Origin of the sequence: Streptomyces sp. NBC_01477 (assembly GCF_036227245.1) — a bacterium.
Taxonomy (GTDB): domain Bacteria; phylum Actinomycetota; class Actinomycetes; order Streptomycetales; family Streptomycetaceae; genus Actinacidiphila.
Genome location: NZ_CP109445.1, coordinates 2206031 through 2221592, shown reverse-complemented (window position 1 = coordinate 2221592; position 15562 = coordinate 2206031). Strand labels below are relative to the sequence as shown.

Genomic DNA, 15562 nt, shown 5'->3' with positions numbered 1-15562 from the left:
GATGGACCAGCGAAAGCGCCGGCGTGCGGGACTTGCGGCAGCGTGCGCCCTTGCGTGCGCCGCCGCGATGACCGCGGGCTACGGGAGTACGGCCGCTGCCGACACCCCGCGCGCGACGGCGGCGGCCACCCCGATCTACCTGGACACCCACTACTCCTTCCAGGAGCGCGCCGCGGACCTGGTGTCCCGGATGACCCTGCAGGAGAAGGTCCAGCAGCTCAGCACGAACAGCGGACCCGCCATTGCGCGGCTCGGCGTCCAGCAGTACACGTACTGGAGCGAGGGCCAGCACGGCGTCAACCAGCTCGGCGCCGACCAGCACAACGGCGGCGTCCAGGGCGGCGTCCACTCCACCAGCTTCCCCACCAACTTCGCCTCGTCGATGTCCTGGGACCGCGACCTGCTGTACCAGGAGAGCACCGCGATCTCCGACGAGGTACGCGGCTTCCTCGACAAGTCGCTCTTCGACAAGGGGCAGAACAACCTCGGCCCGTCCGCCGACGACTACGGCTCGCTCACCTACTGGGCGCCCACCGTCAACCTGGACCGCGACCCGCGCTGGGGCCGTACCGACGAGGCCTTCGGCGAGGACCCGTACTTCGTCGGCCAGATGGCCGGGCAGTTCATCGACGGCTACCAGGGCAACAACCAGGACGGCAGTTCGCAGACCGGCTACCTCAAGGTCGCCGCGACCGCCAAGCACTACGCCCTGAACAACGTCGAGGACAACCGCACCGGCATCAGCTCCGACGTCAACGACACCGACCTGCGCGACTACTACACCGCGCAATTCCGCGACCTCATCGAGCAGGCCCACGTGTCGGGCCTGATGACGTCGTACAACGCGATCAACGGCACCCCGTCGGTCTCCGACACCTACACCACCAACGAACTCGCCCAGCGCACCTACGGCTTCGGCGGCTACATCACCTCCGACTGCGGCGCGGTGGGCACCAACTGGCGGCTCTTCCCCGGCGGCCACGACTGGGCGCCGCCCGGCTGGACCACCGACCACAAGGACAACCCGACCTGGACCGAGACCGCCACCGGCAAGACGGTGTCCGGGCAGGCCGGCGGGCAGGCGTACGCGCTGCGGGCCGGCACCGACCTGAACTGCACCGGCGACGAGGCCACCACCGCGAACATCGAGGAGGCCATCGGGGCCGGCGCCCTGAGCGAGGGTGTCATCGACACCGCGCTGGTGAAGGTCTTCACCGTACGGATGGCCACCGGCGAGTTCGACCCGGCCGGCTCCGTGCCGTACACCGCCATCACCAAGGACCAGGTCGAGAGCCCCGCGCACCAGGCGCTGGCCGCCAAGGTCGCCGACAATTCGCTGGTGCTGCTCAAGAACGCCAAACCGGCGTCCGCCAAGGCGCCGCTGCTGCCGGTCGACCCGGCCAAGGCCAAGAAGGTCGTGGTGCTCGGCGACCTGGCCGACACGACCTCGCTCGGCCTCTACTCGGGCGAGCCGACCCACACCACCAGCCCGCTCCAGGGCGTGCTCAACGAGGTGCACGCGGCAGACCCGACCGCCTCCGTCGTCTACGACGCGGCCGGCACCTCGTCCACCGCCACCACCGACGCGGTGCTCAGCGACCGCACCAAGGCCGACATCCAGGCCGCCGACCTCGTCGTGCTCTTCGTCGGCACCACCAAGGCCAACGGCGACGAGGGCAACGACCGCGACAACATCGCGATGCCCGGCAACTACGACTCGCTGATCAACCAGACCGCGGCGCTGGGCAACGACAAGCTCGCGCTGGTCATCCAGTCCGACGGCCCGGTGAAGATCGACGACGAGCAGGACAAGGTGTCCTCGATCGTCTTCAGCGGCTACAACGGCCAGGCCCAGGGCACCGCGCTCGCCGATGTGCTGTTCGGCGCGCAGAATCCGTCCGGGCACCTGAACTTCACCTGGTACAAGGACGACTCGCAGCTGCCCGACAAGCAGAACTACGGCCTCACCCCCGGCGAGACCGGCGGACTCGGCCGCACCTACCAGTTCTTCACCGGCGCCCCGACCTACCCCTTCGGCTACGGGCTGAGCTACAGCACCTTCTCGTACACGAACGTCACCGCGAACAAGCAGCAGATCACCGCGGACGGCACCGTGAAGATCGGCGTCGACGTGACGAACACCGGGAAGACCGCGGGCGCCGCCGTCGCCCAGCTCTACGCGGCCACGCCCTTCACCGTGCCGGGCGTCGAACTGCCCAAGGAGCGGCTGGCGGGCTTCGCCAAGACCAAGGTGCTCAAGCCGGGGAAGACCCAGCACCTCAACCTCACCGTCAAGGCCGCCGACCTGTCCTCGTGGGACGCCTCGGCGTCCCGGCAGACCGTGCCCTCCGGCGGCTACCGCTTCCAGGTCGGCCCGGACTCCGCCCATGTCGCGGGCAGCGCCAAGGTGACGATCAGCGGCGCCCTGACACCGAAGGTGCAGACCGTCACCGTGCAGCCGGAGGACGTCGTCCACAATGCGGGCGACACCTTCAGCCTCACCGCCAAGAACAAGTGGATCAAGGACGACACCGACCACAGCAAGGAGCAGCGCGACACCTCCATCACCGCGGACGGCGTCGTCGAGGCGGTCAACAACGACCAGTCCTTCGTGGACCTGGGCAAGGCCAAGGTCACCTACCGCAGCAGCGACCCGGCCGTTGCCACCGTCGACAAGAACGGCACCGTCCACGCCGTCGCCGACGGTGTCGCCACCGTCTCGGCGACCGTCGGCGGGGTCACCGGCTCCGCGCCCGTCGTGGTCCGCAACTCGCTGACCCTCAAGGCGCTGCCCATCGCCAAGGCCGGCAGCACCCTGACCGCGACCACCACCTACACCAACGGCAGCGCCTCGGCGGTGCGGGACATCACCGTCTCGCTCGCCGCCCCCGCCGGCTGGACCGCGACCGCCACCACCCCGGCGGCCTTCGACCAGGTCGGCCCTGGCCAGTCGGTCACCACCAGCTGGTCGGTCACCGTGCCGGACGGCGCCACCCCGGACAACTTCACGCTGGACGCCACCGTCGCCACCCCGGCCGGCGCCCACAGCGCGCAGGCGCCGGTCAGCGTGCCCTACGCCTCGGTGAGCGCCGCCTACAACAACTCCGGCATCAGCGACGACGCCCACACCACCACCGGCAGCATCGACGCGGAGGGCGCCAGCTTCTCGCTCCAGGCGCTGGCCGCGCTGGGCTGGCACGCCGGGGAGAGCACCGACCACGACGGGGTGTCCTTCCCGTGGCCCGCCACCGCGGGCACCGGACAGCCCGACAACATCGTCGCGGGCGGCCAGGCGGTCGAGATCACCGGCAGCGGAAGCAAGCTGGGCTTCGTCGGCACCAGCACCTTCGGCAGCACCTCGGGCACCGGCACCATCGTCTACACCGACGGCACCACGCAGACCTACGCGCTGGCGCTGTCGGACTGGTGGGCCGGATCGCCCACCCAGGGCAGCGACTTCGCCGCCAGCACGCCGTATCTGAACAACGGCGGCGGACAGCAGACCCAGACCGTGCACATATCCGCGGCGACCGTGGACCTGCTGCCGGGCAGGACCGTGCAGGCGATCACCCTGCCGGACGTCAGCAAGACCCAGGTGGACCACCAGGTCGGCATGCACCTGTTCACCGTGGCGATCGGCGGCTGAGCCGTACGCCGCGACGGCCGCCGGCCGCCCGGTCCCGGAAGTCCGGGGCGGGCAGCCGGCGGCCGTCGCCGTGCGGTCAGGACGAGGAGCTGAAGGCCGAGTCGAAGGACGCGGCGGGCGGCTCGATCGCGGCCAGCTCGCGTACGTGCGCCAGCGCGGCGGGCGCGCCCAGCAGCCGGTCCATGCCGGCGTCCTCCCACTCCACCGAGATCGGCCCCGCGTAGCCGATGCTGTTGAGCATCCGGAAGACCGGCTCCCACGGGACGTCGCCGTGCCCGGTCGAGACGAAGTCCCAGCCGCGCCGCGGGTCGCCCCACGGCAGGTGCGAGCCGAGCCGCCCGTTTCGCCCGTTCAGCTGCTTGACCGACTCCTTGCAGTCGACGTGGTAGATGCGGTCCTTGAAGTCGTAGAGGAAACCGACCGGGTCCAGGTCCTGCCACACGAAGTGGCTGGGGTCGAAGTTCAGCCCGAAGGCCGGGCGGTGGCCGATCGCCTCAAGGGTGCGCACGGTCGTCCAGTAGTCGTACGCGATCTCGCTGGGGTGCACCTCGTGCGCGAAGCGCACCCCCACCTCGTCGAAGACGTCCAGGATCGGATTCCAGCGGTCCGCGAAGTCCTGGTAGCCGCGGTCGATCATCTCCGGCGGCACCGGCGGGAACATCGCCACGGTGTGCCAGATCGACGAGCCGGTGAAGCCCACCACGGTGTCGACGCCGAAGGCGGCGGCGGCCCGCGCGGTGTTCTTGATCTCCTCCGCGGCCCGGGTACGCACCCCCTCGGGCTCGCCGTCGCCCCAGATCCTGGACGGCAGGATGCCCTTGTGCCGCTCGTCGATCGGGTGGTCGCAGACCGCCTGCCCGGTCAGATGGCAGGAGATCGTCCAGCAGCGCAGCCCGTGCTTGTCCAGGGTGTCGCGCAGCCGCGGCAGGTAGCTGTCGTCGCTGAGTGCCGCCTCGACGTCGAAGTGGTCGCCCCAGCAGGCGATCTCCAGGCCGTCGTAGCCCCACTGCGAGGCCAGCCGGCACACCTCGGTGAAGGGCAGATCGGCGAACTGGCCGGTGAAGAGGGTGACGGGTCGTGCCATGTGCGTCCTCCTGTGGCAGGCGCTCGGGAACCCCCGGGCGAAGCTCCGGGGGAAGGTCGTGCCGTTACGGGGTCGTGCCGGGGTCCGCGGCGGCTCAGGGCTTCACGGGGGCGCCCTGCACCGGGATGTGCACGCCGAGCGCCGCCGCGCTCGACTCGACGGCCGCCAGCACCTTCTGCACCTGGAGCCCGTCGCCGAACGACGGACGCGGGTCCGTACCCTCCGCGACGGCCGTGACGAAGTCGCGCACCTGGTGGGTGAAGGTGTGCTCGTAGCCGATCAGGTGGCCCGGCGGCCACCAGGCGTCCAGATACGGGTGGGTCGGCTCGGTCACCAGGATGCGGCGGAAGCCGGCGGTCGCGCCGTCCTCGGACCGGTCGTGGAAGGACAGCTCGTTCATCGACTCGGCGTCGAAGGCCAGACTGCCCGAGGAGCCGCTGATCTCGATCCGCATCGCGTTCTTGTGCCCGGTGGCGAAGCGCGTCGCCTCGAACACCCCGATCGCGCCGCTGTCGAAGCGGGCGGTGAAGAGCGCCGCGTCGTCCACCGTCACCGCGCCGCGCTCGCTGCCCGCAGTACCGGACAGGCCGCTGGAGCTGGCCGGCAGCGGGCGCTCGGTCACGAACGTCTCCAGCACCGCGCCCACCGACGAGATCCGCTGCCCGGTCAGATACTGCGCCACATCGATGCTGTGCGCGCCCAGGTCGCCGAGCGCGCCGGAACCCGCCCGGTCCTTGACCAGCCGCCAGGCCAGCGGGAATTCCGGGTCCACCAGCCAGTCCTGCAGATACTGCGCCCGCACATGGTGGATCCGGCCCAGCCTGCCCTGCTCGACCAGCTGCCTGGCCAGCGCCAGCGCGGGCACCCGGCGGTAGTTGAACGCCACCATCGAGCGGACCCCGTCCGCCGCCGCCTTCTGCGCCGCCGCGGCCATCTCCTCGGCCTCGCGGACCGAGTTGGCCAGCGGCTTCTCGCACAGCACGTGCTTGCCGGCGGCCAGCGCCGCCAGCGCGATCTCGGCGTGGCTGTCGCCGGGAGTACAGATGTCCACCACGTCGATGTCCGGCCGGGCGACCAGGTCCCGCCAGTCGGTCTCGGTGGACTGCCAGCCGTACTGCTCGGCGGCCTGCCGCACGCGCTCCGCCGACCGGCCGCAGACCGCGGTCAGTTCGACCCGCAGCGGCAGCTCGAAGAAGCGGCCCGCGGTGCGCCACGCGTGCGAGTGCGCCGCTCCCATGAAGGCATGGCCTACCATGCCGATCCGCAGGGCCTGCGGTGCTGTCGTCGTCACGTGCGTCCTCCTCGGGCGGCACTGGGCCGTGAATCGTTATTCATCCGGCATCGACTGAAACTCGTGGAGTTGGATAGAACAGTTCGCGAGTTTCTGCCTGAAGTTCGTCATAAGTCAAGGCTCTTGACCGGGCCGGACGCAAGAGGGCGGGGCACGCGGAATCACGATCCGCGCGCCTGCATGCACACACCCCCGGGGGTCACGATCGACACACCAGTCAACCTGCGCGAGGTCGGAAGGCTGCGGGTCCTCGAAGCCCTGCACGCCACACCGCGCAGCAGCCGTCCCGAACTGGTACGGGTCACCGGCCTGTCCCGCGCCACCGTCTCCTCGCTGATCGCCGACCTCATCGCGATCGGCCTGGTCACCGAGGAGGATCCGGACACCGACGACCCGGAGCCGCGCCGCACCGGGCGCCCGGCGCAGTCGCTGTCCCTCGTCCCGACCGCGGGCTACGCGATCGGCGCGGACATCGGCCACCAGCACGTACGGGTGAACCTGTGCGACCTGTTCGGGACGGTGCTGTGGGAGCACTGGGTGGCCAAGGACGTCGACCGCGCGCCGGAGGAGACCCTCGACCTTGTCGCCGTCCTCGTCGGCCGCGCCCTCCAGGAGACCGGGGTGGCCCGCGAACGGGTGCTCGGCATCGGCGCCGGGATCGCCTCGCCGGTGGAGAAGGGCAGCGGCGAACTCGGCGCCGAGGGCATCATGCCGGGCTGGGTCGGCCTGCACCTCACCGAGGAACTCCAGCACCGCACCGCCCTCCCGGTCCGGGTCACCAACGACGCGAACGCCGGAGCGCTGGCCGAGCTGATGTACGGCGCCGGGCGGCAGGTCGGCGACATGGTCTACATCCGGCTGTCGGCCGGCATCGGCGCCGGGATCGTCAGCAACGGGCAGCTGCTGCTGGGGGCGCGGGGGCTGGCCGGCGAGATCGGGCACCTGCCGCTGATCACCGACGGCCTCATCTGCCGCTGCGGCAACCGCGGCTGCCTGGAGACGGTGGCCAGTCCCGTCGCCATCGCCCGGCTGCTGACGCAGAGCTGGGGCCGGCACATCGCCGCGCGCGACCTGCCCGCACTGATCAAGCAGCGCGATGCCGGGGCGCTGCGCGCGGTGCGCGACGCCGGGGACGCGGTGGGGCGTGCCCTGTCCACGCTCGTCACCCTGCTCAACCCGCGGCTCATCGTGGTCGGCGGCGATCTTGCCGGGGCCGGCGAGGATCTGCTCGAACCGCTGCGGGCCGGGGTCCGGCGGCACACTCTCCCCTCCGCCGCGCGGGGGGTCGAGATCGTCACAGGCGGCCTCGGCGACGGGGCCGAAGTCCGCGGGGCGGCGGGCCTGGTCCTGGCGGGAGCGCCGTACCTCCTGTCGGCGGCGGCATCCGGCGAGGTGGCGTGACCTCTGTCCCCCCGGGCTGCCCCCGCGCCCCTCTGCCGGGACCTTCCCCCGGCAGTGGGCCCCCCGCCGGGGGGAGCAGGCGTGAGGACCAGGCCGGAGGCACTCGCTCAGACGCGGCCCACGAGTGAGAAGACCGCCCCCTCGGGGTCGGCCACCGTGGCCGTGGGGCCGTGCGGGCCGGCCATGGGCGGGGAGAGGACCCGGCCGCCGAGCCGGGAAGCGAGGCGGACCGCGGCAGCGACGTCCGCGACGGCGAAACTCGTCATCCAGTGCGCACCCCGTTCAGGGGAAAGGTCGCGGCCGACCCCGTGGACGCCGGCCACCGCCCGCCCGTCCACGGTGAGTTCGGCCCGGTCATCGCCGCCGTCCACCCCGGCGGCCCGGTCCACCCCGAAACCGAACACCGCTTCGTAGAACTTGCCGACCAGGGCCGAGTCGTGCGTGACGAGTTCGCTCCACGCCACACTGCCCGGCACGCCGGTGACGTCCGCGCCGCCGAACCGCCCGCCCTGCCAGATGCCGAAGACGGCCCCCGAGGGGTCGACGGCGATGGCCAGCCGGCCGTCCTCACCGGCGTTGAGCGGGCCGATACCGACCGTGCCGCCGCATTCGCGTACCGATTCCGCGGCGCGGTCGACGTCGTCGGTGGCGAGCACGGTGGTCCACACAGCCGGCCGGTCCGCCTGCGGCGCCCCCTCGCCGATGCCGGCGACCCGCAGGCCGCCCGCCTCGGCGAGCGTGTAGGAGCCGAGCTGCGGCGGCCCCGGCGTGAAGTCCCAGCCGAACAGCGCCCCGTAGAAGTCCCGGGCCAGGTCGGGCCGGTGCGCCATGAGACTGGCCAGGCAGGGTGTGCCGGGCGGACGCCGGTTCTGTACCTCGGTGGTCATGCGAACGTTCTCCTCGTGGGCAGCCCGCTGCCTGCCCGGCTTGCCCGGGGGTGGCACAGCAGATCGTCGCACCGCAGACGGCCGCGCGCGGCCCGGCCGCGCCGGGGACAACTACCGTGCCTCCACAATAGGTACATGGAATTTCTCATCAGTGCGGCCGAGCTGGCCGCGGCCCCCGTGCCGCCGGTCCTGCTGGACGTGCGCTACCGGATGGGCGGCCCGCCCGGACACGGCGAATACGCCAAGGGCCATATCCCCGGGGCGCGTTACGTCGACCTGGACGCGGAACTGGCCGCGCCGCCCGGAGCCGCGGGGCGGCATCCGCTGCCTGACGCGGAGGACTTCGGCGCGGCCATGCGCCGGGCAGGGGTCGGCGCGGACACCGACGTGGTCGTCTACGACGACGGGAACGGCTGGGGCCCGGCCCGCGCCTGGTGGCTGCTGCGCTGGGCGGGCCACCGGCGGGTCCGGGTGCTGGACGGCGGCCTCGCCGCCTGGCGGGCCGCGGGCGGCCCGCTGAGCGCCGAGGAACCGCCGCCGGGCGACGGCGACTTCGTGGCACGGCCCGGCGGCATGCCGGTGGTGGACGCGGACGGCGCCGCCGCGCTGGCCCGCCGCGGCCTGCTGCTCGACGCGCGCGCCGCCGAGCGCTACCGGGGCGAGGTCGAGCCCATCGACCCGGTGGCGGGCCACATCCCGGGCGCCGTCAACGCCCCCACCACGGCCAACTCCGCCCCCGACGGCACCTTCCTGCCCGCCGCGGAGATCGCCGACCGCTTCACCGCGCTGGGCGCGGCCCCCGGCACGGAGGTCGGCGTCTACTGCGGCTCCGGCGTCTCGGCCGCCCACCAGATCCTCGCCCTGGCCGAGGCCGGCATCCCCGCCGCCCTCTACCCCGGCTCCTGGAGCGAGTGGACCGCGGACCCGGCCCGCCCGGTCGCCACCGGCGGCCACGCCGGCTGACCCCCGCACCGGACACGGGTAAGGGGCGGCCACCTGAGTGGCCGCCCCTTATCCGTAGCTGTCCCCGCGTCAGACCGCGGGCACGAGCTGTCCCGCGTCAGACCGCGGGCATCGACGCGGACATCACTCCTGCTTCTTGCGGCGGCTGCCGAAGACGATCTCGTCCCAGCTCGGGACGGTCGCCCTGCGGCCCGGCCGGACGCCGTCCGCCTCGGCCTGGCGGTCGGTGGTGCCGACCAGCCGGTCGCGGTGGCCCGCGACGGCCCGCGGCATCAGGACGTCGGCGTAGGCGGACCCCGCGCTGGCGGCCGGGGCCGCCGTCTCCTGCTCGACCTCGGCGGCGGGCTCCTGCGCGGCCGGCACCGCGTCCGGCGGAGCCGTCGGCGGGGCGGGCACGACCATGTCGCCGCGGAAGCTCGGCACCGCCTCCAGCAGGCTGGTCAGCGAGTCGCGCTCCTCCGGCTCCGCGAGGACGGCCCGCTCGTCGGCCCGCGCCTCCCTGGCCTCCCGGGGCTCGCGCTCCTGCCGGTCCGGCCGCTCCAACTGCCGGTCGAGCGCCCGGTCCAGCGGGCGGTCCCGCGGCAGCCTGGCGATCCGCGGCACGAACGGGAAGCTCGGCTCCTGCGCCTGTGCCTGCGCCTGGGTGGTCTCGCCGATCAGCGACCTGGCCTCGTCGTCCACCGCCTGCACCAGCCGGCGCGGCGGGTCGTAGGTCCAGCTCGCCGAGTGCGGCTCACCGGCCACCCGGTAGACCAGCAGCACTTCCCACGTGCCGTCGTCCCGACGCCAGGAGTCCCACAGCACGGTCTCCTTCTCCGCGCCGCGCAGCAGCAGCCGCTCGGCCACCGCCTCCCCGAGTTGCGGGCCGGTGCTCTCGCCCTGCCGCCTGACCGGGGTCTTCCTGGCCCGCTCGGCCATGAAGGCGCGCTCGGCCAGCACGGGGCCCTCGAAGCGGCGCACCCGCTCCACCGGGATGCCGGCCATCTGCGCGACCTCCTCGGCGGAGGCACCCGAGCGTATCCGCGCCTGGATGTCACGGGGCCGCAGATGGCTCTCGACCTCGATCTCGATCTGGCCGAGCCTGGCACGGTCGTTGCGGACCGCGGCCCGCAGCCGCTCGTCGATGGGGAGCGTGTATTCCGTGCTGTCGGCAGCCTTGAGCACCAGTCGTGTGCCGTCGTTGCTGACGGCCACGACGCGCAGTTCGGGCACGGTTACCTCCCGGGTGGTGCCTGCCGACGTCAGTTGCGTCGCTGCTCCCGTTGGACGAGTGTGGCCTGCCCGGGTGCAGCGTGCCACAACCTTGCAGAGTTACCCGGCGTGTCGGCACTGCCTGGTGACACGCCGTTATGGGACGGTGGTCGATTGGCCACTCAGTGTGACCGATCGCCGTGCACCGGGAGGAGTGCCGTCGAGGCTTCCCCCCTGTTCGTCCGGGCGACCGGACGGGCAACCGGGAGCACGGATTCGTCACGGTACTCCATTTGGGCCAGCCGAGGGCGGCTGCCGCGCGCCGAATGTGGTGTGCGGAGCGGGAGTTGAGTGACCCGGCTCACTCGTACGGGGTACGCGCCGGGGGCAAAAAGGGCGAAGGGCTACGAACCAAGCACCCGCCGCAGGTAGTCGTTCGTGAACAGCCGCCCCGGGTCCAACTGGTCGCGCACGTCCGTGAACTCGGCGAACCGCGGGTAAACGGCCCGGAAATACTCCGCGTCCCGGGTGTGCATCTTGCCCCAGTGCGGCCGGCCGCCCCGCTCGGTCATGATCGCCTCGACCGCGGTGAAATACTCCTGATACCGGCTGCCCCGGTACATGTGCACCGCTATGTACGCACTGTCCCGGCCCGACGCCGTCGACAGTGCGATGTCGTCGGCCGGCGCGACCCGTACCTCCACCGGGAAGCTGATCCGAAGGTCCGACCGCTCCACCATCGCCTTGAGCGCCCGGATCGCGTCGACCGCCGCCTCCCGGGGCACCGCGTACTCCATCTCCACGAAGCGCACCCGGCGCGGGCTGGTGAAGACCTTGTAGGGGATGTCGGTGTAGCTGCGGGCCGACAGCGCCCTGCTGGAGATCCTGGCCATGCCCGGGATGGCGGCGGGAGCGGCCCTGCCGAGCGCGCAGGCGGCCTGGAAGACCCCGTTGGACAGCAGTTCGTCGTCGATCCAGCCGCGGACCGCGGGGAGCGGCGCCGCGGGTCCCTGGCTGCGGTTGTTGCGCTTGGTGTTGCAGCTGTCGGTGTGCGGGAACCAGTAGAACTCGAAGTGCTCGTTCTCCGCGGCCAGCGCGTCGAACTCGGACATCACCCGGTCGAAGGCCATCGGCTCCTCGCGGGCGGTCAGCAGGAAGACCGGCTCGACCGCGAAGGTGACCGCGCTGACCACGCCGAGCGCGCCGAGGCCGATCCGGGCCGCGGCGAAGACCTCGGGCCGCTCGTCGGCCGAGCAGGTCAGCACCGAGCCGTCCGCGGTGACCAGTTCGAGCGCGGTGATCTGCGCGGCGATCGAGCCCGAGTCGCGGCCGGTGCCGTGGGTGCCGGTGCTGGTGGCGCCGGCCACCGTCTGCTCCATGATGTCGCCCATGTTGGTCAGCGACAGGCCCTCCGCGGCCAGCGCCGCGTTGAGCTGCCTGAGCTGCACCCCGGCCTCGGCCGTCACGGTGCCGGCCGCCCGGTCGATGGAGCGGATCGCGGTCAGCCCCTCGGGGCGGATCAGCACCCCGGAGGTGGCGGCGGCCGAGGTGAAGGAGTGGCCGGAGCCGACCGCCTTGGCCGTCAGCCCGTCCGCCGCGGCGGCGCGCAGCACCGCCGCCAGCTCGTCGGCCGAGGCCGGCGCAACCGTGCGCGCCGGGCGCGCGGTGACATTCCCCGCCCAGTTACGCCACACCTTCGCGTCCGTCGATCGTGTCGTGCGCGCTGATCGCGCCGTGTCCGTCGTCGTACCCACCGCGCGGCTCCTCCCGCTCCGGCGCCGGACGCAGCCGGCGATACCCGAGTCCTGCCACCGCCGCGGCGAGGAACGCCGCGCCGGCGGGCACCGCGAACGCCGCCGAGGCGCCGTGCGCGTCGGTCACCCGGCCGGCGAGCGCGGCCCCCAGGGCGACCCCGATCGCGAGCCCCGTGGAGGTCCACGTCATGCCCTCGGTCAGCCGTGCCCGCGGTACCAGCCGTTCGACCAGGCTCATCGATGTCACCATCGTCGGTGCGATCGTCAGACCGGAGAAGAACAGCGCCATGGCCAGGAACACCAGGTTTCCGACCAGTAGTGGCGGGATCATACTCACCGCCATCAAGGAGATGCCCAGCAGGAACCTCCCCTGTGCGCTGCCACGCGGTCTGATCAGGCCGAACGCCAGTCCGGCCAGGCAGGAGCCGAGGGCGTAGGTCGCCAGCACCAGGCTCGCCGCCGACTTGTGGCCGTGCTCGTCGGCGAACGCGAGAGTGGTCACATCGACCGCGCCGAAGATCGTGCCCGTGCCGATGAAGACCCCGATGAGCACCGGCATGCCGGGCGCCCGCAGGGCCGAGCCGCCCCCGCGGTGGGCGCGCGGATGCGGCTGCGGCTCGGTGCGGCGCTGAGCGGTCAGCAGCAGCACGCCGACCCCCAGGAAGACCGCGGCCAGCAGCGGCCCCGCCTCGGCGAACAGGACCGTGCACAGGCCGATGGACAGTATCGGGCCGAGGATGAAGACGATCTCGTCCACCACCGACTCGAACGAATACGCCGTGTGCAGGAGTTCCGGCGCCTCGCGGTGGATCGCCGACCAGCGGGCCCGTACCATCGCGCCCATGCTCGGCGTGGCGCCGACGCCCACCGCGCACACGAAGAACGTCCAGTGCGGCGCCCCGCCCTTCACCGCCGCCAGCAGGCTCAGCACCGAGACCACGGTGACCGCCGCGGCCGGCCGCAGCACCCGCGCCTGGCCGTACCGGTCCACCATCCTGGACACCTGCGGCCCGACCGCGGCGCCGGCCAGCGCGGCGGTCGCCGACAGCGCGCCGGCGAGCCCGTACTGCCCGGTGACCTGCGAGATCATCGTCACGATGCCGATCCCCAGCATCGACAGCGGCATCCGCCCGACCAGGCCGGCGGCGGAGAAGGCCCTGCTGCCGGGCGCCGCGAATATCGCGCGATAGGGGCTGGTCACGAGGGGCGCTCCGTCGTAAGGACTCTGCTGGCTCCATACAGCTTACGAACGGTGGCAACCGGATATACCCGCCCTGCACGCCCGGGGCTGTTCGGGGTCGCCGGCCGTTGGGTGGCAGGATCGGACCCATGCCAGAGCAGTCACCCACAACCGACGCCCGCGTGCCGGGGACCCCGGTGCCGGGCACCGACCCCGCCCCCTACGACGCGCTGCTGCTGCTGTCCTTCGGCGGCCCCGAGGGACCCGACGACGTGGTGCCGTTCCTGGAGAACGTGACGCGCGGCCGCGGCATCCCCCGCGAGCGCCTCAAGGAGGTCGGCCGGCACTACTTCCTCTTCGGCGGTGTCAGCCCGATCAACGCGCAGAACCGCGACCTGCTCGACGCCTTGCGCAAGGACTTCGCGGAACACGGCCTCGACCTGCCGGTCTTCTGGGGCAACCGCAACTGGGCACCGTACCTGACCGACACCTTGCGGGAGATCTCCGCCGCGGGGCATCGCCGCGTCCTGGTGCTGGCCACCAGCGCCTACGCCTCCTACTCCGGCTGCCGGCAGTACCGCGAGAACCTGGCCGCCGCCCTGGCCGTGCTCGCCGCCGAGGGGCGGGCGGTGCCGCGCGTGGACAAGCTGCGGCACTACTTCAACCACCCCGGCTTCGTGGAGCCCATGGCCGAGGCGACGCTCGCCGCGCTGGCCGCCCTGCCGCCCGCGGTCAGGGACGGCGCCCGGCTCGCCTTCACCACCCACTCGATCCCGACCGCCGCGGCCGACACCTCGGGCCCGCCGCCTGTCCACGGCGACGGCGGCGCCTATGTCGCGCAGCACCTGGACACCGCCCGGCTGGTCGCCGACGCGGTCAGGGCGGTGGACGGCGTCGAGCGCCCCTGGGAGCTGGTCTACCAGTCCCGCAGCGGCTCCCCGCAGATCCCCTGGCTCGAACCGGACATCTGCGACCACCTGGAAGAGGCGCGGGAGCAGGGCGCGCCCGCCGTCGTCATGGTGCCGATCGGCTTCGTCTCCGACCACATGGAGGTGAAGTACGACCTGGACACCGAGGCGGCCGCGAAGGCCGCCGAGCTGGACCTGCCGGTCAGCCGGGCCGCCACCGTCGGGGCCGACCCGCGGTTCGCCGCCGCCGTGCGCGAGCTGGTGATCGAGCGGGCCGCCACCGAGAACGGCGCCGCCCCCGCGCGCTGCGCTCTCGGCGCGCTCGGACCGAGCCACGACGTCTGCCCGGCAGGCTGCTGTCCTGCCAGGAATCCGATGCCCGCCGCCGCAGGAATGGACTGAGGAGTCACGTGAGCACCCAAGCGTCACCGGCCGACCGCACCGCGGAATACACCGAGCTGCTGGAGGTCGCCCTGGAGGCGGCCCGCAAGGCCGGCGCCCTGCTGCGGGACGGCCGCCCGGCCGACCTCGGCGTCGCCGCCACCAAGACCAGCCCGATCGACGTCGTCACCGAGATGGACATCGCGGCCGAGAAGCTGATCACCACCGTCATCGGCCGGGTGCGCCCGGACGACGGCTTCCTCGGCGAGGAGGGCGCCAGCCGAGAGGGCACCAGCGGGGTGCGCTGGATCATCGACCCGCTGGACGGCACCGTGAACTACCTCTACGGCCTGCCGTCCTGGGCGGTCAGCATCGCCGCGGAGAAGGACGGCGAGGTGGTCGTCGGCGTCGTGGAGGCGCCGATGCGCGGCGAGACCTACCAGGCGGTGCTGGGCGGCGGCGCGCTGGTCAACGGTGCTCCGGCCCGCTGCCGGCCCGCCCCCGAGCTGTCGCACGCGCTGGTCGGCACCGGCTTCGGCTACCGCGCCGAGCGGCGGGCGACCCAGGCGGAGGTGGTGCGTACGCTGCTGCCGCAGGTCCGCGACATCCGGCGCGGCGGCTCCGCCGCGATCGACCTGGCCGACATCGGCTGCGGGCGGCTCGACGCGTACTACGAGCGCGGCCTGAACCCGTGGGATCTCGCCGCGGGTGACCTCTTCGCCCGCGAGGCCGGCGCGCTCACCGGCGGCCGCCCCGGCGACCGCGCCTCGGGCGATCTGCTGGTCGCCGCCCCTGCCGGGCTCTTCGAGACGCTTCAGCAGCGGCTGGACGAGCTGGGCGCCTGGCAGGGCTGACCCAGGCGCGCCCGGCGCTCCC

General features: G+C 72.7%; 11 protein-coding genes. 5 read left to right on the top strand and 6 right to left on the bottom strand.

Annotated features, from left to right (window positions below; translation table 11 throughout):
* The first annotated feature begins 1 nt into the window (after position 1).
* Positions 2 to 3646 carry a glycoside hydrolase family 3 C-terminal domain-containing protein gene (locus OHA86_RS08805; protein WP_329173901.1) on the top strand — a complete coding sequence of 1215 codons (3645 nt, stop codon included), beginning with the start codon at positions 2 to 4 and terminating at the stop codon, positions 3644 to 3646.
* 76 nt (positions 3647 to 3722) lie between these two features.
* On the opposite strand, the gene OHA86_RS08800 is transcribed toward OHA86_RS08805, so the two are convergent.
* Together OHA86_RS08800 and OHA86_RS08795 are read right to left on the bottom strand one after the other, a co-directional pair.
* A complete protein-coding gene (locus OHA86_RS08800) occupies positions 3723 to 4730 on the bottom strand; it encodes a sugar phosphate isomerase/epimerase family protein (RefSeq protein ID WP_329173899.1) in 1008 nt (335 codons plus the stop codon).
* A 94-nt stretch (positions 4731 to 4824) separates the two neighbouring features.
* The gene (locus OHA86_RS08795; RefSeq protein ID WP_329182322.1) at positions 4825 to 5985 is read right to left on the bottom strand and encodes a Gfo/Idh/MocA family protein; all 1161 of its coding nucleotides are present in this window, start codon (positions 5983 to 5985) and stop codon (positions 4825 to 4827) included.
* A gap of 216 nt (positions 5986 to 6201) precedes the next feature.
* On the opposite strand from OHA86_RS08795, the gene OHA86_RS08790 reads away from it, so the two are divergent.
* The gene (locus OHA86_RS08790) at positions 6202 to 7422 is read left to right on the top strand and encodes an ROK family transcriptional regulator (protein WP_329173897.1); all 1221 of its coding nucleotides are present in this window, start codon (positions 6202 to 6204) and stop codon (positions 7420 to 7422) included.
* Between the two features lie 107 nt (positions 7423 to 7529).
* Here OHA86_RS08790 and OHA86_RS08785 read toward each other — a convergent pair whose 3' ends face one another.
* Positions 7530 to 8309 (bottom strand): VOC family protein, encoded by a 780-nt coding sequence (locus OHA86_RS08785; RefSeq protein ID WP_329173896.1) that lies wholly within the window; start codon positions 8307 to 8309, stop codon positions 7530 to 7532.
* 135 nt (positions 8310 to 8444) lie between these two features.
* Here OHA86_RS08785 and OHA86_RS08780 point away from each other — a divergent pair, with 135 nt between their 5' ends.
* The gene (locus tag OHA86_RS08780; RefSeq protein ID WP_329173894.1) at positions 8445 to 9272 is read left to right on the top strand and encodes a sulfurtransferase; all 828 of its coding nucleotides are present in this window, start codon (positions 8445 to 8447) and stop codon (positions 9270 to 9272) included.
* A gap of 123 nt (positions 9273 to 9395) precedes the next feature.
* Here the strand turns inward: OHA86_RS08780 and sepH are convergent, their stop codons facing one another.
* The 3 genes from sepH to OHA86_RS08765 all read right to left on the bottom strand — a co-directional run bounded on the left by sepH (position 9396) and on the right by OHA86_RS08765 (position 13418).
* Complete coding sequence (sepH, locus tag OHA86_RS08775; protein WP_329182320.1) at positions 9396 to 10517, bottom strand: septation protein SepH; 1122 nt, start codon at positions 10515 to 10517, stop codon at positions 9396 to 9398.
* 350 nt (positions 10518 to 10867) lie between these two features.
* A complete protein-coding gene (locus OHA86_RS08770; RefSeq protein WP_329173892.1) occupies positions 10868 to 12157 on the bottom strand; it encodes a D-arabinono-1,4-lactone oxidase in 1290 nt (429 codons plus the stop codon).
* A complete protein-coding gene (locus OHA86_RS08765; protein WP_329173890.1) occupies positions 12147 to 13418 on the bottom strand; it encodes an MFS transporter in 1272 nt (423 codons plus the stop codon). Before OHA86_RS08765 ends, OHA86_RS08770 begins: the two co-directional genes overlap by 11 nt.
* A 128-nt stretch (positions 13419 to 13546) precedes the next feature.
* Here OHA86_RS08765 and OHA86_RS08760 point away from each other — a divergent pair, with 128 nt between their 5' ends.
* Positions 13547 to 14707 carry a ferrochelatase gene (locus OHA86_RS08760; protein WP_329173889.1) on the top strand — a complete coding sequence of 387 codons (1161 nt, stop codon included), beginning with the start codon at positions 13547 to 13549 and terminating at the stop codon, positions 14705 to 14707.
* Between the two features lie 8 nt (positions 14708 to 14715).
* Complete coding sequence (locus OHA86_RS08755) at positions 14716 to 15540, top strand: inositol monophosphatase family protein (protein ID WP_329173885.1); 825 nt, start codon at positions 14716 to 14718, stop codon at positions 15538 to 15540.
* Positions 15541 to 15562: the final 22 nt, after the last annotated feature.